The sequence below is a fragment of the Micromonospora sp. HM5-17 genome, from assembly GCF_003762835.1.
Classification (GTDB): Bacteria; Actinomycetota; Actinomycetes; order Mycobacteriales; family Micromonosporaceae; genus Plantactinospora.
Map to the genome: position 1 here is coordinate 68,012 of NZ_RJWA01000002.1, position 16,954 is coordinate 84,965.

General features: G+C 73.5%; 16 protein-coding genes and 1 pseudogene. 8 read left to right on the plus strand and 9 right to left on the minus strand.

Annotated features, from left to right (window positions below):
- Window positions 1-91: 91 nt before the first annotated feature.
- The 3 genes from EF879_RS05610 to EF879_RS05620 all read right to left on the minus strand — a co-directional run bounded on the left by EF879_RS05610 (window position 92) and on the right by EF879_RS05620 (window position 3,780).
- Entirely contained in the window at window positions 92-2,392 is a 2,301-nt protein-coding gene (locus tag EF879_RS05610) for an RNA degradosome polyphosphate kinase (RefSeq protein WP_233604256.1), read from the minus strand.
- Between the two features lie 330 nt (window positions 2,393-2,722).
- Window positions 2,723-2,920, minus strand: coding sequence for a cold-shock protein (locus EF879_RS05615; RefSeq protein WP_199736167.1), 198 nt, complete (start codon window positions 2,918-2,920; stop codon window positions 2,723-2,725).
- Window positions 2,921-2,955: 35 nt separating this feature from the next.
- The gene (locus tag EF879_RS05620; RefSeq protein ID WP_123555541.1) at window positions 2,956-3,780 is read right to left on the minus strand and encodes an NTP transferase domain-containing protein; all 825 of its coding nucleotides are present in this window, start codon (window positions 3,778-3,780) and stop codon (window positions 2,956-2,958) included.
- Between the two features lie 176 nt (window positions 3,781-3,956).
- On the opposite strand from EF879_RS05620, the gene EF879_RS05625 reads away from it, so the two are divergent.
- The 5 genes and pseudogenes from EF879_RS05625 to EF879_RS27970 form a co-directional block, all read left to right on the plus strand.
- Window positions 3,957-4,703, plus strand: a complete 747-nt coding sequence (locus tag EF879_RS05625) for a 1-acyl-sn-glycerol-3-phosphate acyltransferase (RefSeq protein ID WP_123555543.1) — start codon at window positions 3,957-3,959, stop codon at window positions 4,701-4,703.
- Window positions 4,700-5,695 (plus strand): NAD(P)H-dependent glycerol-3-phosphate dehydrogenase, encoded by a 996-nt coding sequence (locus tag EF879_RS05630; protein ID WP_123555545.1) that lies wholly within the window; start codon window positions 4,700-4,702, stop codon window positions 5,693-5,695. The genes EF879_RS05625 and EF879_RS05630 overlap by 4 nt, the downstream gene beginning before the upstream one ends.
- A 24-nt stretch (window positions 5,696-5,719) precedes the next feature.
- Window positions 5,720-6,847, plus strand: a complete 1,128-nt coding sequence (locus tag EF879_RS05635) for a cystathionine gamma-lyase (protein WP_123555547.1) — start codon at window positions 5,720-5,722, stop codon at window positions 6,845-6,847.
- 178 nt (window positions 6,848-7,025) lie between these two features.
- Window positions 7,026-8,087 (plus strand): ROK family protein, encoded by a 1,062-nt coding sequence (locus tag EF879_RS05640; protein WP_123555549.1) that lies wholly within the window; start codon window positions 7,026-7,028, stop codon window positions 8,085-8,087.
- 101 nt (window positions 8,088-8,188) lie between these two features.
- A pseudogene (locus EF879_RS27970) lies at window positions 8,189-8,785 on the plus strand (DUF998 domain-containing protein); the annotation flags it as partial.
- 152 nt (window positions 8,786-8,937) lie between these two features.
- Here the strand turns inward: EF879_RS27970 and EF879_RS05650 are convergent.
- Window positions 8,938-9,165 carry a DUF397 domain-containing protein gene (locus EF879_RS05650; protein ID WP_123555552.1) on the minus strand — a complete coding sequence of 76 codons (228 nt, stop codon included), beginning with the start codon at window positions 9,163-9,165 and terminating at the stop codon, window positions 8,938-8,940.
- Between the two features lies 1 nt (window position 9,166).
- Window positions 9,167-10,012: a helix-turn-helix transcriptional regulator gene (locus EF879_RS05655; protein ID WP_123555554.1), complete on the minus strand. Its 846-nt coding sequence runs from the start codon at window positions 10,010-10,012 to the stop codon at window positions 9,167-9,169.
- Between the two features lie 463 nt (window positions 10,013-10,475).
- Here EF879_RS05655 and EF879_RS05660 point away from each other — a divergent pair, with 463 nt between their 5' ends.
- Window positions 10,476-10,694, plus strand: coding sequence for a hypothetical protein (locus EF879_RS05660; RefSeq protein ID WP_123556767.1), 219 nt, complete (start codon window positions 10,476-10,478; stop codon window positions 10,692-10,694).
- Between the two features lie 49 nt (window positions 10,695-10,743).
- Here the strand turns inward: EF879_RS05660 and EF879_RS05665 are convergent, their stop codons facing one another.
- Window positions 10,744-11,928 carry a lipopolysaccharide assembly protein LapB gene (locus EF879_RS05665; RefSeq protein ID WP_123555559.1) on the minus strand — a complete coding sequence of 395 codons (1,185 nt, stop codon included), beginning with the start codon at window positions 11,926-11,928 and terminating at the stop codon, window positions 10,744-10,746.
- Window positions 11,929-11,956: 28 nt separating this feature from the next.
- Window positions 11,957-13,288, minus strand: coding sequence for a 26S protease regulatory subunit (locus EF879_RS05670; RefSeq protein WP_123555561.1), 1,332 nt, complete (start codon window positions 13,286-13,288; stop codon window positions 11,957-11,959).
- 431 nt (window positions 13,289-13,719) lie between these two features.
- On the opposite strand from EF879_RS05670, the gene EF879_RS05675 reads away from it, so the two are divergent.
- On the plus strand, window positions 13,720-14,817 hold the full coding sequence (locus tag EF879_RS05675) for a D-alanine--D-alanine ligase family protein (RefSeq protein WP_123555563.1): 1,098 nt from the start codon (window positions 13,720-13,722) through the stop codon (window positions 14,815-14,817).
- Window positions 14,818-14,940: 123 nt separating this feature from the next.
- Here the strand turns inward: EF879_RS05675 and EF879_RS05680 are convergent, their stop codons facing one another.
- Window positions 14,941-15,588 (minus strand): DUF3515 domain-containing protein, encoded by a 648-nt coding sequence (locus tag EF879_RS05680; RefSeq protein ID WP_123555565.1) that lies wholly within the window; start codon window positions 15,586-15,588, stop codon window positions 14,941-14,943.
- 24 nt (window positions 15,589-15,612) lie between these two features.
- Window positions 15,613-15,846, minus strand: coding sequence for an Lrp/AsnC ligand binding domain-containing protein (locus EF879_RS05685; RefSeq protein WP_123555567.1), 234 nt, complete (start codon window positions 15,844-15,846; stop codon window positions 15,613-15,615).
- 137 nt (window positions 15,847-15,983) lie between these two features.
- Here EF879_RS05685 and EF879_RS05690 point away from each other — a divergent pair, with 137 nt between their 5' ends.
- A complete protein-coding gene (locus EF879_RS05690; protein ID WP_233604257.1) occupies window positions 15,984-16,922 on the plus strand; it encodes a thiamine-phosphate kinase in 939 nt (312 codons plus the stop codon).
- The last annotated feature ends 32 nt before the right edge of the window (window positions 16,923-16,954 follow it).

Below are 16,954 nucleotides of genomic sequence, written 5' to 3' on the forward strand. Positions count from 1 at the left end.
CCTCACCCCCGCCACCGTACGCGTCCCGGTCCGGCCCGGACCCGTCGCCGACGTGCCGTCTCTCCGGTCATCGCAACCCCACCACCGCCGGTCACGTGCCGCTTCCGGCGATTCGGCGCAGCAGTGCCTCCTGCAGGTGTACCAGCGGCGCGTCCGGTCGGCCGGCCCGGCGGGTCCACCTGCCGTCCGGGGCGAGCTCGAAGGCGTCCACCTCGTCGCTCATCGCGGCGGTCAGCAGGTCGTCCAGTTCGGCCCGGGCGACCGGGTCGGTCACCCGCACCAGCGCCTCCACCCGACGGTCGAGGTTGCGGTGCATGAGGTCCGCCGAGCCGATCCAGAACTCGACGTCCTCCGGCGGGATTCGGCCACCGCCTCCGGCGGCACGGCCGGAACCGGCGGCCCCGGTCGCCCCGCCCGGTCGGGCATTGCCGGGGTGACCGAACCGGAACACCCGGGAGTGCTCCAGGAACCGGCCCAGGATCGAGCGCACCCGGATGTTCTCCGACAGCCCCGGTACGCCGGGCCGGAGCGTGCACATCCCCCGGATCAGCAGGTCGACCTGGACGCCGGCCTGCGAGGCCCGGTAGAGCGCGTCCACGATCGTCTCGTCGACCAGGGCGTTGACCTTGAACTGCACCAGGGCCGGCCGGCCCTGCCGGGCCTGCGCGATCTCCCGCTCGATCCGCTCCACCAGGCCGCGCCGGATGCCCTGCGGGGCCACGAGCAGCCGGCGGTACGACGTCTGCCGGCTGTAGCCGGTGAGGACGTTGAACAGGTCGGTGAGGTCGGCACCCACCTCGGGGTCGGCGGTCAGCATCCCGAAGTCCTCGTAGAGGCGGGCGGTCTTCGGGTGGTAGTTGCCGGTGCCGATGTGGCAGTACCGGCGGATCTGGTTGCCCTCCTGCCGGACCACGAGGGCGATCTTGCAGTGCGTCTTCAAGCCGACGAGGCCGTAGACCACGTGGCAGCCGGCCCGCTCCAGCATCCGGGCCCAGCCGATGTTGGCCACCTCGTCGAAACGCGCCTTGATCTCCACCAGCACCACCACCTGCTTGCCCGCCGCGGCGGCGTCGATCAGGGCGTCCACGATCGGCGAGTCGCCGCTGGTGCGGTAGAGCGTCTGCTTGATGGCCAGCACGTTCGGGTCGGCGGCGGCCTGCTCGATGAACCGCTGCACGCTGGTGGCGAACGAGTGGTACGGATGGTGCACCAGGATGTCCCCGTCGCGCAGGGTGGCGAAGACGCTCCGCGGCACCTCGCCCTCGACCAGCCGTGGGTGGGTGGCCGGCACGAAGGGCGGATCCTTCAGGTCGGGCCGGTCGCACTCGTTGTAGACCTGCCAGAGCGCGGTCAGGTCGAGCAGGCCCGGCACCCGCAGCACGTCGTGGCTGTCCATGTCGAGTTCCCGCACCAGCAGGTCGAGGACGCGGTCCGAGACCGAGGCGGCCACCTCGAGACGTACCGGTGGGCCGAACCGGCGCCGGGCCAGTTCCCGCTCCAGGGCCTGGAGCAGGTCCTCGTCGCGGTCCTCGTCGACCTCCACCTCGGCGTTGCGGGTGACCCGGAACAGGTGGCACTCCACCACCTCCATCCCGGAGAAGAGCTGGTCGAGATGGGCCGCGATCAGCTCCTCCACCGGGAGAAACCGCCCTCCCGGCACGTCCCGCTCGACGCGGACGAACCGGGGTACGTTGTTCGGCACCTTGACCCGGGCGAAGAGTTCCGGCCCACCGTCGGGGTCCCGTACCACGACCGCCAGGTTGAGCGAGCGGCTGGAGATGTAGGGGAAGGGGTGCGCGGGATCCACCGCGAGCGGGGTCAGCACCGGGAAGATCTGGTCCCGGAAGTACGCGCTGAGCCGCTGTCGCTCCGGAGCGGGCAGCCCGTCCCAGTGGACCAGCCCGATGTTCTCGGCGGCGAGCTTCGGCATCACGTCGTTGACGAAGCAGGCGGCGTGTCGGGCGACCAGGTCGGCGGCGGTCTCGGAGACCCGCTCCAACTGGGTGGTGAGGGGCATCTGGTCGCCGCCCCGGACCGGGAGTCCGGCCTGGAGCCGGCGCTTCAGCCCGGCGACCCGGACCATGTAGAACTCGTCGAGGTTGTTCGCGAAGATCGCCAGGAACTTTGCCCGTTCCAGCAGCGGCGTCGCCGGATCCTCGGCCAGGGCGAGCACCCGGGCGTTGAAGTCCAGCCAGGAGAGTTCCCGGTTCAGGAAGCGGTCCGGTGGTGGGGGAACCTCGGCCCCGTTACCGGGCTCGGCCCTGTTTCCGGGCTCGGCCGGGTGCCCGGCCCGCGCCTCCCCGGTCGGCGCGGCACCGCTCCGCGCGGGTATCCCGACGTCGGGCGCGGCGCTACCCGGCCCGGCGGCGGAGATTCCGGGCCGTTCCGCCACCGGGTTGCGTCCCGGCTCCGCGACCGGGGCCCGGCCCGGCCCAAAAGGTCCCTCGCTGACCGATTCCGGGATCCGTTCCGTGTCGGCGGTGCGGCCCAAATCGTCGGCCGCTCCGGCCGGGTCGCTCCGGGCGCCCCGGATCCGGGCGCCGTCGGTGCGGACCGCCCTCGCCCGCGCGGTCGCGTCCGGCTGCCCCGGGCCGGCGCTCCCGGTAGCCGGGGCGGAGCGCTGGGAGGCACGGGACCGGGCGGAACGGCGGGACGACGGGGTGCTCACCCCATCATCATTGCCCCGGGCTGATGAACGGACGATGAACTTGCCCGTACCGGATCACGGGAAGGTGGGCAACGTTACCCGGACCAGGGTGCCGTCCGCGTCGTAGTCGAGCCGTACCCGTTGGCCGAGGCGGAGCAGCCGCAGCCCGGAGGCGTCGAACGCCTCGGCCGGGAAGGCGACCTCCCGGCCGTCGTCGAGCAGGAGTCTGCCGCTGCGGGTCTGCGGGTCGTAGTGGGCCACCGTGCCCTGCATGTCCAGCACGGTACACCGGTGTGGCGGGCGGCGGCTCACGCGTCGGCCCCGGCCAGCCGGCTGGCCGCGCCCGCCGCCGGGTCCGGGCCCAGGGCCGGCCCCGCCGGACCGGTCAGCGCGGCGGTGTGCGGTCCGACGCCGAGGGCGATCGCGGCGCGCAGGTCCGGCAGGGTGTCGACGTCCCGGCGCAGGGTCGGCCAGGCGCCGGTGAGCGGGCGGGCGCCCGAATTGGCGTGCGCCGCCGCCGAGTTGGGGCCGAACCGGGGGTCCAGTGCGGTCCCCGGGGCCGAGGTGAGCAGCACCGTTCCGGTGCCCGGGGCGTCGGCGACGAATCGGCGTACGTCCGGGGCGCCGGCGGGCCGGGGCCGGGGGGTACCGCCGCCCGGACCGATGCCGTGGCCCGCGGCGGCGTCGTCACCGGTGCGGCGCGGACCGGTCGTGCCGGCCCGGGCAGCGGTTCCGTCCTCGTCGCCGGGGCCACCCGACCCGGCCGAGGCGGCCCGAAGCGCCTCGGCCAACTCGGCCGGTCGAAGGGCCGGCAGGTCGGCGGTGAGTGCGGCCACCCACCCGTTCACGGCCTGGGCGGCGCCGTGCGCGAACGCCGCGTTCAGCCCGGCGGTCGACGGCTCCGGCACGATCCGGGCACCGAGCCCGCCCAGCACCCGGGCGGCCTCGGGGTCGTCGGTCACCACCAGCACCTCGGTCACCGGTGCGCAGGCGAGTACGGCGCTGACGGTGTCGGCGGCCAGGGCCACGGCGAGCGACTCGTGCCGTACCCCGGCCAGCGCCCCCCGCAGCCGGCTCTTGGCCCGCGCCAGGCGCTTGACCGGGATCACCACGGTCCAGTTCGGCTCAGGCACACGGCAATCCTGCCAGCCGCGCCCGGTACGCCGGCGGGCGCCGGACCGCGTGCGGCGTACCCCTCACTGGCCGCACCCAGGGCGAGCAGGCATGATTTCGCTGCGGGCGGTGAGGCGACGTCCCGCCCCGACGCCCCGGGCGGCCGGGCCAGGGCAGGGAAGTACGAGGAGGCGCAGTGGCACGGCGCAGGCTGGGGTTCTGGCGGCGTTTCGTCGTGGTGACGGTGAAGCCCGTGCTGACCGTCTGGACACGGCGAACCTGGCGGGGCATGGAGCACATACCCGCCTCCGGCGGCGTGATCATCGTGCCGAACCACCTGTCCCACGCCGACCCACTGGTCTCGGCGCACTTCATCTACGACGCCGGCCGCTGGCCGCAGTTTCTCGGCAAGGCGAGCGTGTTCCGGGTGCCGGTCGTCGGTCGGATCCTGCTCCGGTGCAGGCAGATCCCGGTGGAGCGGGGCACCGTCGACGCGGCCCGGTCCCTGGAGGCCCTGGAAGCGGCGGTCCGGGACGGCGGCGCGGTGGTGATCTACCCCGAGGGGACCACGACCCGTGAGCCCGACCTCTGGCCGATGCGGGGCAAGACGGGCGTGGCGCGGCTGGCGCTGGCCACCGGCGCTCCGGTGATCCCGGTCGCGATGTGGGGGCCGGAGAAGATCTTCGACCCCCGGACCAAGAAGCTCAGCCTCCGGCCGAGGATTCCGGTCACCGTGGTGGCCGGTCCTCCGGTCGACCTGAGCCCCTGGGCCGGTGCGACGCCGAGTCGGGCCGTTCTGGACGAGATGACCGACGCCATCATGCTGCGGCTGCGGGACATGCTCGCCGAGATCCGTGGTGGGACGCCACCGCCGCTCTGGTCCCCGCCGGCGAAACGGCGGGCCGGCGAGCACGCCGGAGAGTCCGCCGGAGGTGCGGCATGAGTCACGCCGTCGTGCTCGGTGCCGGATCCTGGGGTACGGCCTTCGCCAAGGTCCTCGCCGACGCGGGCCGGAAGGTGGTGCTCTGGGCCCGCCGGCCGGCGGTGGCCGAGGCGATCCGCAACACCGGTAGCAACCCCGACTACCTCCCCGGGCTGCGGCTGCCGCCCACCGTCCGGGCCACCGCCGACGCCGCCGAGGCCATCACCGGCGCCGACCTCGTGGTGCTGGCCGTGCCGGCGCAGACCCTGCGCGGCAACCTGGCCGGCTGGGTGCCGTACCTGGAGCCCGACTCGACGCTCGTCTCGCTGATGAAGGGGATCGAGCTCGGCACCACCAAGCGGATGAGCGAGGTCATCGTCGAGACCGCCGGGGTCGACCCGAGCCGGGTGGTGGTGGTCTCCGGGCCGAACCTGGCCCCCGAGATCGCCGCCGAGCAGCCGGCCGCGACGGTGGTCGCCTGCACCGACATGGACCGGGCGACGCTGGTGCAGTCCTCGATCAGCACGCCGTACCTCCGGCCCTACACCAACGACGACGTGGTCGGCTGCGAACTGGGCGGCGCGGTGAAGAACGTGATCGCGTTGGCCGCCGGGATCGCGGCCGGGATGGGCCTCGGCGACAACACCCGGGCGACCCTGATCACCCGGGGTCTGGCCGAGACCGCCCGGCTCGGCGTCGCGCTCGGGGCCGACCCGCTCACCTTCGCCGGACTGGCCGGCATGGGCGACCTGGTCGCCACCTGCTCGTCGCCGCTGTCCCGCAACCGGACCTTCGGGGAACACCTCGGGCGGGGGGAGAACCTGGAGCAGGCGCAGTCGGCGACCCGGCAGACCACCGAGGGGGTCAAGAGCTGCCTGGCGATCCGCGACCTCTCCCGGGCCAACGGGGTGGAGATGCCGATCACCGAGCAGGTCGAGCGGATCTGCCACGAGGGCGCCGACCCGCGGGACGCGATGGCGGTGTTGATGAGCCGTAAGCCGCGGCCCGAGTAGCGGCACCGAGCCGAGGGGGGTCTGATGTCCGACCGATCGACACCCGGTGACGGCACCCGGTGCGTGCACGCCGGCCTGCCGGAACCGACACCCGGCGAGCCGTTCCTGCCCGGCCCGGTCTTCGCCGCCCCGTACCACCTGGACCCGGCGGCCGGGCCGGAGGCGACCCCGAACGGCTACGGCCGCCCGGACAACCCGACCCGACGGCGGTTGGAGGCCGCGATCGGGGAGCTGGAGGGGGGCGAGGCGCTCGCCTTCGCCAGTGGACAGGCGGCGCTCACCGCCGTGCTGCTGCCGCTGCTGCGCCCCGGCGACACCGTGCTGCTTCCCACCGACGGGTACTTCCCGGTGCGGGCGTTCGCCACCGAGACCCTGGCCAGCCTCGGGGTGCAGGTCCGGTTCGTACCGACCGCCGGGCCGTACCCGGCGTTCGACGGCGTACGGCTGATCCTGGTCGAGACGCCCGCCAACCCGGGGCTGGACGTCTGCGACGTGACCGACCTCGCCGAGCGCGCGCACGCGGCCGGCGCGCTGCTGGCGGTCGACAACACCACCGCGACCCCGCTCGGGCAGCGACCGCTCGACCTCGGTGCCGACCTGGTGGTCGCCTCCGGCACGAAGGCGCTGACCGGGCACTCCGACCTGCTGCTCGGGTACGTCGCGAGTCGCGCCGCCGAGCTGCTGGAACCGATCCGGGCCTGGCGGACCACCACCGGCGCGATCCCGGGGGCCTTCGACGCCTGGCTGGCGCACCGATCGCTCGCCACCCTCGACCTGCGGCTGACCCGGCAGAGCGCCAACGCCGCGGCGGTCGCGGCGGCGCTGCGGGCCCGCACCGACGTCACCGGCGTACGATGGCCCGGCCTGCCCGACGACCCGGCGTACCCGGTGGCGAGCCGGCAGATGCGGCGCTTCCCCGGTGTGGTGTCGTTCGACCTGGGCAGCGCCGACCGTGTGGCCCGGTTCCTCGCCGCGAGCAGGCTGGTCTTCGCGGCGACCTCCTTCGGCGGCCTGCACACCACCGCCGACCGGCGTGCCCAGTGGGGGGACGACGTCCCCGCGGGCTTCCTGCGCTTCTCCTGCGGCATCGAGGACACCGCCGACCTGCTCGCCGATCTGACCGCCGCGCTCGACGCCGCCGGGGAGCCGTAGGAGGGGCCGTTCCCGGCCGGCCCCGCCTCCGCGGCGGGGCGCGAGCGTGGACGCCGGGCCACGCAAACGGGGGATGTGGGAATTCCGCTGGTGCGGGAGGGTATGGACAACGGGCTCGGCCGGCACCGCCGAATCCGGTTCCGGCCCTCGCCGACCGCCGCACCCGGGAGGCAGGACAGTGGCAAACTCCGACATACCGGTCGTTGTGGGGCTCGACAACGGCGGCCACAGCAACAACGCGACCGTGCTCGACGTCACCGGGCGGTTCCTGGTCGACACGCTGGTGGAGACCCCGTGTCAGGTGCTGGAGGGGCCGGAGGCGGCGGTCGAGGCACTCGCCCAGGCGATGCAGAAGGTTCTGGACCAAACCGGCACCCGTCGCGACCAGGTTCGGGCGGTCGGCCTCGACACTCCCGGCCCGGCCAGCGCCACCGGCGTCATCTCCTCGAGGGGCTCGACGAACTTCTCCCAGCCGGCCTGGCGCGGCTACGACATCCGCAGCGCCCTGGAGCGTCGGCTCGGCCTGCCGGTCGTCTACCACAACGACGGCAACGCCGCCGCGCTCTACGCCCACCACACCTTCTTCGGGGACGACGCGGGGCACCGCTCCTCGGTCTCCGCGATCGTCGGCACCGGGCTCGGCGGCGGGGTGATCGAACGCGGGCAGGTGGTGACCGGGACGGCCGGGATGGCCGGCGAGCTGGGCCACGTGCACATCCCGATGTTCGGCCTGCTCGCCGAGGGGCAGCGGACCCCGCTCTGCAACTGCGGGTTCGCCGGCGACGCCGAGAGCGTCGCCTCGCTCACCGGGATCCGCCGCAACCTGCTGCCGTACTGGCTGACCCGGTTTGTCGGCCACCCGCTCGGCGAACTGGAGCCGGGCGAGGCGGCCCGCCGGGTGCGGTCGTACGGTGTGGACGGCGACCCGATGGCGATCCGGATCTTCGAGCAGCAGGCGATGGCGCTGGGCCGGCTCTTCACCATCGTGGCCAACGTCATCGACCCGGACGCGTACTTCGTCGGCGGCGGTGTGGTGGAGGCCCCGCCGCAGTTCCGGGAGTGGTTCCTGGCCACCGTCCGCGCCCACACCACGCTCCGGGTCGAACAGGAGGAGCGGGCCCGGTTCGCGCTGGTGCCCGACCTCGACATGGCCGGTGCGCGCGGCTCCGCGATCGCCGCGCTGGCGTTTCTGAACGGTGACACCACGCCGACGGGTGGACGGCGGGAGAGCTCCCGGTAGGGCCAGCCTCACCCTGAGCCGCCTCAGGGTGCCGGAACTCGGGGAACGGTCGGGGATCCCGCCGGAGTCTTTGGGCGGTGGCGGCGGACCAGGCTGGGTGCATGAGCGTCGTACCCTTCCCTCCGTCGCGGAGTGCCCGGCCGCTCGCCGTGGTCGCGGCCGGTGGTCTGGTTCTGACGACGGTCCTCGGCATCGTCGCCCACCTCGTACCGGCACCCGGGCTGAGCCCGGTGTCGCTGACCATCAGCGACTACGCCGTGTCGGACCGCGGCTGGCCGATGAACCTCGCGATCTTCCTCCTCGGCGCCACCTCGCTCGCCGTGCCGCTGGCGCTGCGGGCCGCGCGGACGACGGTGGGACGGCTGGTGGAGGTGCTCCTGCTGGCCTGGTGCCTGGGCCTGATCACCGCGGCGCTGGTCCCGACCGATCCACTCGGGACGGTCGAGCTGAGCCCCACCGGCTACCTCCACCGGTACGTCTCGGTCGCGGCCTTCGTGGCGCTGCCGCTCGCCACCCTGCTGGCGGTACGTCGCCTCGCCGCCGATCCCCGCTGGTGCGGTGTCGTACCCCTGCTCCGTGCCCTCGCGGTGGTGAGCGTGCTGGGTCTGGGCGCGCTCTACTACGTCGCCTTCCCGGGTGACCGGGTGCTGATGGGGCTGGTGGAACGCCTTCTGGTCGGCACCGAGCTGGTGCTGCTGGCCGTTCTGGTCGGACGGCTGTGCCGGATTGCCGCCGCGCCCCCTGCCCGCCGGCCCGGACCGGCGGGGCAGGGGGCGGGGGCCCCGCGCCGGGGCGGGTGCCGAGTGCTGCCGGGGGGACGTGGCCCGGACACCCGCCAACCTCCCCCTGGTCAGGGGCGCGTTGGGGAGGCGGACAGCGCGGTGGTGAATGCGGTCCAGGCGCTCGGGGTGAAGCGGAGGACCGGGCCGGTGGTGTCCTTGGAGTCGCGGATCGCGACGGTGGGTGTGGCGGTGCCGTCGACGAGCAGGGCGAACTCGACACAGGCGCCCTGATCGCCGCTGTGGCTGCTCTTCCGCCACCTGGCGCCGGCCAGCGACGCGGTCGTCTCCGGTGACATCTCACAGTCCTTTCAGCAGGCGGTTGATGGTGTCGCGGCTCTCCGCGGGACTCAGCGCGACGGCCCGCAGATGCTCCATGATCTTCGTGCAGGTCCGCAGATCGTGCGGCCGGTCGAGGATCAGTTGGCCGGCGACCGTCTCGACGGAGGCGAGGATCGGGTCCTCGGGGTCGGCGAACTCGAGGATGTGCAGTGAGCCGCGGGTGCCCCGGTGGTAGCCGGCCCGCAGCGGGATGACCTGGATGGTGACGTTCGGCAGCTCCGAGGTCTTGAGGAGGCTCCGGAGCTGCGCGGCCATCACCGCCTCGCCGCCGACGGGACGGAGCAGCGCGCCCTCGTCGACGATGGCGTCGAAGATGGGTGGGTCGGGCTCCTTCAGCCGCTCCTGACGGCCGAGCCGGATCTGGACTCGCTGCTCCACCTCGTCGTCGGCGAGGGTGTGCGGGCCGCCCCGCATGATCGCCCGGATGTACTCCGGAGTCTGGAGTAGGCCGGGGACGACGGATGGCTCGAAGTTGGCGATCGCCGTCGCCTCGGCCTCGACGGCGATGAAGTCGATGGTCCGGCGGTCCAGGATGTACGAGTACGAGACCCACCAGCCCGGTTTCCGTGCCTCCTTGGCGAGCTGGACCATGTCCTCGATCTCGCTCTCCGGCCGCTGGTAGAGGGTCAGCAGCGCGCGTACCGTGGCCGGGCTGACGATGGTCTGCGCGTTCTCGTACCGGGAGAGCGTGCTGCGGGTGCTGTTGATCTCGTCGGCGGCCTGCTCGAGGGTGAACCCGGCGGCCTCGCGGGCGTGGCGGAGGGCGATGCCGAGCCGGCGGGCCCGGAAGGACTTCGGAGCCATGCATCGATCCTGTCATAGGGAGACGGGAATGTGTGCATGAGAGAACGGTGATGAGAGTTGCATTCACGCGTTCACAACTGGCAATCTGTTGTCACATCCTCACTGCCAGTGGTCGTGTCGACGGTGGCTGTGAGTGATCAGAGGGGAATGAGGCGCACGGCGACCGGAGCTTCCCGTACCCGGTCGCCGTGTCCCTTCCCGCGGCTTGCGGACCTGGGGGTAGCAGATGACCGTGACCCGGTGTTGGCCCCGGGTGTCCCGGTGCCGGTGGTGCGCCCAGCCCGTGCTCCGGGACAACGACGGAGCGTGGATTCACGCCGATCTGGCCTACGTGTGCCGGGACCGCGGGGGCGGACTCGCCGCCACGACCGCCGAGCCCGAGGCGGCGCACCGTGCGGGCTGACCGACGTCCCGGTGGTGGATGCTGGCCCCCCTGCCGGGCCCGGTGGTGGGGATCGCCCTGATGACCCGGTATCTCGTCGTCCTCACCGACGTACGACCGCTGACCAAGGAGGGCCGGGACGAGCGGATCGAGCCGGAGCGGCGCCGGCAGGTGGTGGGCGCGACGAGTCGTGAGGCCGCGGAGCGGATCGCCGCCGCCTTCGCCGCGCTCGGCATGGTCCGGGCGGGGCGGCAGCGGGTCAAGGTGCTCGCCGTCGGCCGCCGCCGCGTCGAGCCGTGAGGTGGAACCCGCCGTACCGGCCCGACCGCCCGGTCGGGCCGGTACGCGGTCAGCCGGAACCGGTGCCGACCGACACGCCGGACCGCATCGCGGCAAGCCGGAACCACCAGCGGCGGAGGAACCAGCCGAGCTCCCGCAGCGCCCGGGTACGCCACCGGACCAGCAGGGTCAACATCGGCGTCGCGACCAGGACCGGACCCACGATCTCGACCACCTCCGGCGGGTTCGGGCCGAGATTCATCAGCAGCATGGCGAGGACCAGGGCCACCAACCGCAGCGGTGCCGCGACGAAGGTCGGGCGGCGCAGGTTCGTGCGGATCAGGGTGCGGATCGGGGCGGAGAGCCGCCGCATCCGCCACCACAGCAGCACCAGCACCCCGAGGGTCGCCGCGCCGGTCACGCCCAGGCCGACCGCCGCCGCCACCAGGCGGGTCGGGAGGCTCTGCGCGATCCCGACCACGACCGCGGCGAGCAGGAGCAGCAGACACCCGAGGTCGGTGAGCAGCCAGAGCACCTGACGGGCGCCGCGCGTCGCGGCCCGCAACGCGGCGGGGTCGGTCGGGGCGACTTGGAGCATCCCGCCCAGCGCCGGGTCCGCCCGGACCGCCCGGCCCCGCATGCTGTCGAGGGTGGCCAGGCCGTGCAGCGCCGTCGGGTTGTCCGGGGCGAGCCGGAGCGCCTCCCGGTACGCGGCCCGGGCCCGCCCGAACTCGGCCATCCGACGCTGCACGCTGGCCTCGGTGAGGTGCGCCCAGACGCTCTGCGGGTCAAGTTCACGGGCCCGGGTGGTGGCGGCGAGCGCGGCCAGCACGGCGCGGGTGCCGGTCTGCCGGAGGAGCGCCTCGGCGCGGACGATCTCGTTGCGGGCGTCGTCCGGGTCGAGCGTCCGGGCCTGTTCGGCGGCGGCGACCGCCTCCGGGATCCGCCCCAGTTCGCGCAGCGCCACGGAGCGCTTGCGGTGGACCTGGGGGTCCATCGGGGCGCGTCGCACCGCGAGGTCGACCATGGTGAGCATGTTCGACCAGCGGCCCTGCAACTGGTAACAGTGGGCGATCGCCAGCTGGACGAACGGGTCCTCAGGGTTGGTGCGCAGCGCCTCGGCGAGCAGCGGGTACGCCTCGGGGACCCGCCCGATCTCGGCGAGGTGGAGCGCCCGCTCGACGAGCTTGGTCCGTGCCGCGCGTTCCGGATCGTTGTCAATTCCGCCGGCCGTGCCGGCTGTCTCGACGGTCATCGTGCGGTCGCGGCGGTGTCGTGGAACGTCATAGCATCTTCCGTCGCTTCAGGTACGCCACCAGGTCGTCGTACGCGCCACCCTCGTTCGCGAACATCGCCACGTTCCGGGCGGTCGCGAACCACGGCTTGGTGGACGGACGGATGTCCTTCAACGCCCGGTCGAAGTCGCGCTGCTCGATCATGCGTACCTCGCCCCGGCGGATCGAGTCGGCCATCGCGTACTCGGCGGCGGACTCGCAGAGGTGGGCCAGGTCCGCGCCGGAGAAGTCCTCGGTGGCGTTCACGATGCGCCGGAGGTCGATGTTGGCGATCGGCCGGTCGCGGAGGTGGTACTCCAGGATCGCGGCGCGGGCCGGGGCGTCCGGGGGCAGGACCAGCAGCACCCGGTCGAGCCGGCCGGGGCGGCGCAGCGCCGGGTCGACGTCCCAGGGGGTGTTGGTGGCGGCGAGAACGAAGACACCCTCGTTGTTGCCCTCCACGCCGTCCAGCTCGGCGAGGAGCTGGTTGCCGAGGGTTCGCATGTTGCTGGAGGTGACCTTGGAGCGCTTGTGCCCGAGCGCGTCCACCTCGTCGAGGAAGAGGACGCACGGGGCGCTCCGGCGTGCGGTCTGGAACAGCTCGTGCAGGTTGCGCTCGGAGTTACCGATCCACATGTCCAGCACGTCCACGATGGACAGGGAGATGAACTTCGCCCCCATCTCCCCGGCGATCGCCCGGGCCAGGAAGGTCTTGCCGCAGCCCGGCGGGCCGTACAGCATCAGGCCACCGCGCAGGCTCTTGCCGTACAGCTTGCGGAGCTCCGGGTTGCGCAGCGGGCCGAGGAAGGCCAGCTCCAGGCGCTCCTTGACGTCGGTCATCCCGCCGACGTCGGCGAGCCGGATCGTGGACACCTCCACGTCGAACATCCGGTCGTCGTCGCCGGTCACCGGCTCCGGCTCGTCACTGGCCGAGGCGAACCTCGGGGGCACCACGTCGGCCAGCTCCTGCTCGTAGGCGGCCAGCGGGTCGTCCTCCGGCCGTCCTCCGGCTGGTCGCGGTCCCGTCGGCGTACCCGTCGCCGGCGCGGCCGGCTCCGCCGGACCGGGCCCCGGGGACGCCGGCGTCGCGGGCTCCGGACCGGCCGTGGGGCCCGCCGCGGGCGCGGCCGGGGTGGGGCCCCCGCCGAGTGCCCGCTGCATGAGCCGCTGGGCCTCCCCATCCTGCGGGTTCCGGGCGAGCGCCTGGCCGATGTGCGCGATCGCCTCCCCCGACCGTCCCGCGTCGAGCAGCACCCCGGCCAGGTGCAGTCGCAGCGGTACGTCGTCTGGGTTCGCCTCGACGGCAGCGGTCAGACTGGTGATAACCGCATCGGTACTCACAAGACGTGCAGCCTAGACGGCGACCGCCACACGGGCGACGCCCCGTCACCGCAGTCACCGCGCGCCACAGCCGTCACCGGTGGTGCTCGTCACGGATCGTGCCGGAGATACCACCCGGACAGAGGTTTTCCCGCCCCGAAACGGGGCGTGGACCCGGACGGTGGCCACGCAGAGTAGGGTCAGCCGGTGAGCGTACGGGGAGCGTAGGCGGAAGCCCGGCGGGTAAGCCCCGCCGTCGCGTCGCGAACGGCCGCGGCGCGGGCGCGGCCGGCTCCGGGCGGCGGTGGCGGATCCCGCCGTCGCCGCGCGCGGGCGGTCCCGCGAAGATGGCGAGACGCGGCCGTGCCGGTGCCCCCGCGGTACGGCGACCGGTGGCCCGACGAACGGCCCGCGACGGACGCGAGGAACGGCGACGCAAGGAAAGGTGACCGATGACCACCCCAGGCAAGACCCGCGTGGCCGTCGTCTTCGGCGGTCGCAGCCCGGAGCACGCGATCTCCTGCGTCAGCGCGGGCAGCATCCTCGCCGCGCTCGACCCCGACGAGTACGACGTGGTCCCGGTCGGCATCACCCGGGCGGGCCAGTGGGTGCTGACCGACGGCGACCCGAGCGCGCTCGCCATCACGGAACGCCGTCTCCCCGAGATCACCGCCGCCGCCGGGACCGCGGTCGTGCTGCCCGCCGATCCCACCGGCAACGGGCTGATGGTGCTGGATCCGGCCGCGGGGCCGCAGGCACTCGCCGACGTGGACGTGGTCTTTCCGGTCCTGCACGGTGCCTACGGCGAGGACGGCACCATCCAGGGGCTGCTGGAGATGGCCGGGATCCCGTACGTCGGCGCCAACGTCTTCGCCTCGGCCGCCGCGATGGACAAGGAGTTCACCAAGAAGCTCGCCGCCGCCGAGGGCATCCCGGTCGGCCCGTACGTCGTGTTGCGCAGCGGGGCCAGTCTGACCGAGGAGGACAGGGAGCGGCTGGGGCTTCCCGTCTTCGTCAAGCCGTCCCGGGCCGGCTCGTCGGTGGGGATCACCAAGGTCTCCGACTGGGCCGACCTGGAGGCGGCGGTGGCCACGGCCCGGCAGGTCGACCCGAAGGTGTTGGTCGAGGCGGCGATCGTCGGCCGGGAGATCGAGTGCGGCGTGCTGGAGGCGGAGGCCGGCGGCGGCCCGGAGCCCTCGCTGCTGGCCGAGATCCGGGTAGCCGAGCACGACTTCTACGACTTCGAGGCCAAGTACCTCGACGACGGCTGCGAGTACGACATTCCGGCCGACCTGCCCGAACGGGTCACCCGGCAGATTCAGGAGTACGCCTGCCGGACCTTCACCGCGCTGGACTGCGCGGGGCTGGCCCGGGTCGACTTCTTCGTCACCCCGGAACTGGACGTCTACCTGAACGAGATCAACACGATGCCCGGGTTCACCCCCACCTCGATGTTCCCCCAGATGTGGGCGGCGAGCGGGTTGGAGTACCCGAAGCTGGTGAGCCGTCTCATCCGGACCGCGCTGCGGCGGGGCACCGGTCTGCACTGACGGCGGCGAGGCCGGGCGGATCCGCCCACCCGGCCGGTACGCCGCGGACAGCCACCCCGGCTCCGACGTCCGCCCCCGGGCTGGGACATCCGCCCGGGCTCGCCGGCGGGACGCCGGGTGGGCTCAGGAGAGGCAGCCGGAGGGCGGGTTCTTCACCGACGGCACCGCGGCGACGATGGACTCGGCGACCGGGGCCGCCCACTCCAGGGTCGGAGACTGCGCCGCCGGGATGCTGAGTCGGATCGCCGCCGCACGGTCCACCGTGGTCAGCAGCAGGCCGTCGGAACGCTGCTCGGGCAGCCAGCAGACCCCGTTCACCACCCAGAGTTCCGCCTCCGGGGCGAACGTCGGGGCCGGCACGCCGCAGGCGAGGGTGACCGCGGGGTCGCCGTACGCGGCGTTCTGCTCGGGACCGGCGGTGACGGGCCGCTGGGCCAGACCCCGGAGCGTGGCCGGAAGCTGGGAGAGGAGCGCGCGGCACAGGGTGGCCGGTCGCTCCGCGAGGACGGGTGCGGCCATCTCCACCGGCGCCGTCGACTGCGGCCGGGCCGCGGTGGTCGGCGAGGGCGTCGGCTTGTCCACGGCGGGGTCGGGAGCGAGGCTTGTGGCGGCGAGGATGCCGACGAGCAGGGTCAGCGGCAGCGCGATGACCGTGGCCCAGAGCGCCGCCTGGCGGGTGGTCCGGTCGCCACGCGGCGTGGACCCGGGCGGGTCCGTCCGGTTCTCGGCTGCCTCCGTGTCCGTCCGGTCCGCCCCGGTGACCCGCGTCATCTACAGCCTCACCACGGAAGTCATCTACAGCCTCACCACGGAACAGGTCACGGTGCGGGTGATGCCGGACACCAGTTGCACCTTGCTGACTATCATCTTGCCCAACTCGTCCACGGTGTGTGCCTCGGTGAGGACCACCACGTCGTACGGTCCGGTGACCGCATCGACGCGGACGACCCCCGGAATATCCGAGATCCGTGCGGCCACGTCACGTGCCTTACCGACCTCAGTCTGGATGAGGATGTACGCCTGGACCACGACCGGCCTCCCGTCCTCCGCTGAGCGGCTCGACCGTGAAAATACCGTACGGAGCAGGTCGGATCTCGATGGGTGGTCAAGGGAGACACGATGAGCAATCGAGTCGGCCGGCTCGACGGGTGCGGTGGGAGGTTGGGGTGAGCGTCACGCGGGCGGGCGAGTTCGGGTTGATCGCCCGGGTGACGGCACGGTTGGGGAGCGGACCGGCCGCCCTGCTCGGGCCGGGGGACGACGCCGCGGTCGTGCACGCCCCGGACGCCCGAGTGGTCGCGTCGACCGACGTGCTGGTCGACGGGCGGCACTTCCGGCGCGACTGGGCGAGCGCGGTCGACGTCGGCCATCGGGCGGCGGCGGCCAACCTGGCCGACATCGCCGCCATGGGTGCGGTGCCGACGGCGCTGCTGGTCGCGCTCTGCATGCCCCCGGACCTCGACGTGCAGTGGGCCGAAGGGCTCGCCGACGGTCTGGGCGCGGAGGCGGCCAAGGTGGGGGCGAGCGTGGTCGGCGGCGACATGTCGGCGAGTCCCACCCTCACCATCGCGGTCACCGCCCTCGGCGACCTGGACGGTCGCGACCCGGTGGTCCGGAGCGGGGCCCGGGCCGGGGACGTCGTCGCGCTCGCCGGGCGGCTCGGCTACGCCGCGGCCGGCCACACCATCCTGTCCCGCGGGTTCCGCAGCCCGAAGGTGCTGGTCGAGGCGTACCGGCGTCCCGAGGTGCCGTACGGGGCGGGGCCGCAGGCGGCCCGACTCGGTGCCACGGCCATGATCGACATCTCGGACGGGCTGATCGCCGACCTCGGCCACATCGCGGCGGCGAGCCGGGTCAGGATCGACCTGCTCGGCTCGGCGTTCGAGATCCCGACCCAGATGCGGGACGCGGCGCACGCGCTCGGGGTCGATCCGTACGCCTGGGTCTTCGGAGGCGGCGACGACCACGCCATCGCCGCCACCTTCCCCGAGGACCAGCCGCTCCCCGCCGGCTGGCGCCGGATCGGCCACGTGGTGCACGGGTCCGGGGTGACCGTGGACGGGCGGCCGTACCCGGGGCCGGCCGGCTGGGACCACTTCCGCTGAGCCGCCCGCCGGGGCCTTCGTCACACGCCGGA

Bases quoted from the DNA above. Each gene is read 5' to 3' on its own strand.
- EF879_RS05680 (WP_123555565.1), bottom strand. From the start codon at position 15,588: ATGACGCGGGTCACCGGGGCGGACCGGACGGACACGGAGGCAGCCGAG.
- EF879_RS05650 (WP_123555552.1), bottom strand. From the start codon at position 9,165: ATGTCACCGGAGACGACCGCGTCGCTGGCCGGCGCCAGGTGGCGGAAG.
- EF879_RS05635 (WP_123555547.1), top strand. From the start codon at position 5,720: ATGTCCGACCGATCGACACCCGGTGACGGCACCCGGTGCGTGCACGCC.
- EF879_RS05675 (WP_123555563.1), top strand. From the start codon at position 13,720: ATGACCACCCCAGGCAAGACCCGCGTGGCCGTCGTCTTCGGCGGTCGC.
- EF879_RS05660 (WP_123556767.1), top strand. From the start codon at position 10,476: ATGACCCGGTATCTCGTCGTCCTCACCGACGTACGACCGCTGACCAAG.
- EF879_RS05615 (WP_199736167.1), bottom strand. From the start codon at position 2,920: ATGCAGGGCACGGTGGCCCACTACGACCCGCAGACCCGCAGCGGCAGA.
- EF879_RS05665 (WP_123555559.1), bottom strand. From the start codon at position 11,928: ATGACCGTCGAGACAGCCGGCACGGCCGGCGGAATTGACAACGATCCG.
- EF879_RS05655 (WP_123555554.1), bottom strand. From the start codon at position 10,012: ATGGCTCCGAAGTCCTTCCGGGCCCGCCGGCTCGGCATCGCCCTCCGC.
- EF879_RS05630 (WP_123555545.1), top strand. From the start codon at position 4,700: ATGAGTCACGCCGTCGTGCTCGGTGCCGGATCCTGGGGTACGGCCTTC.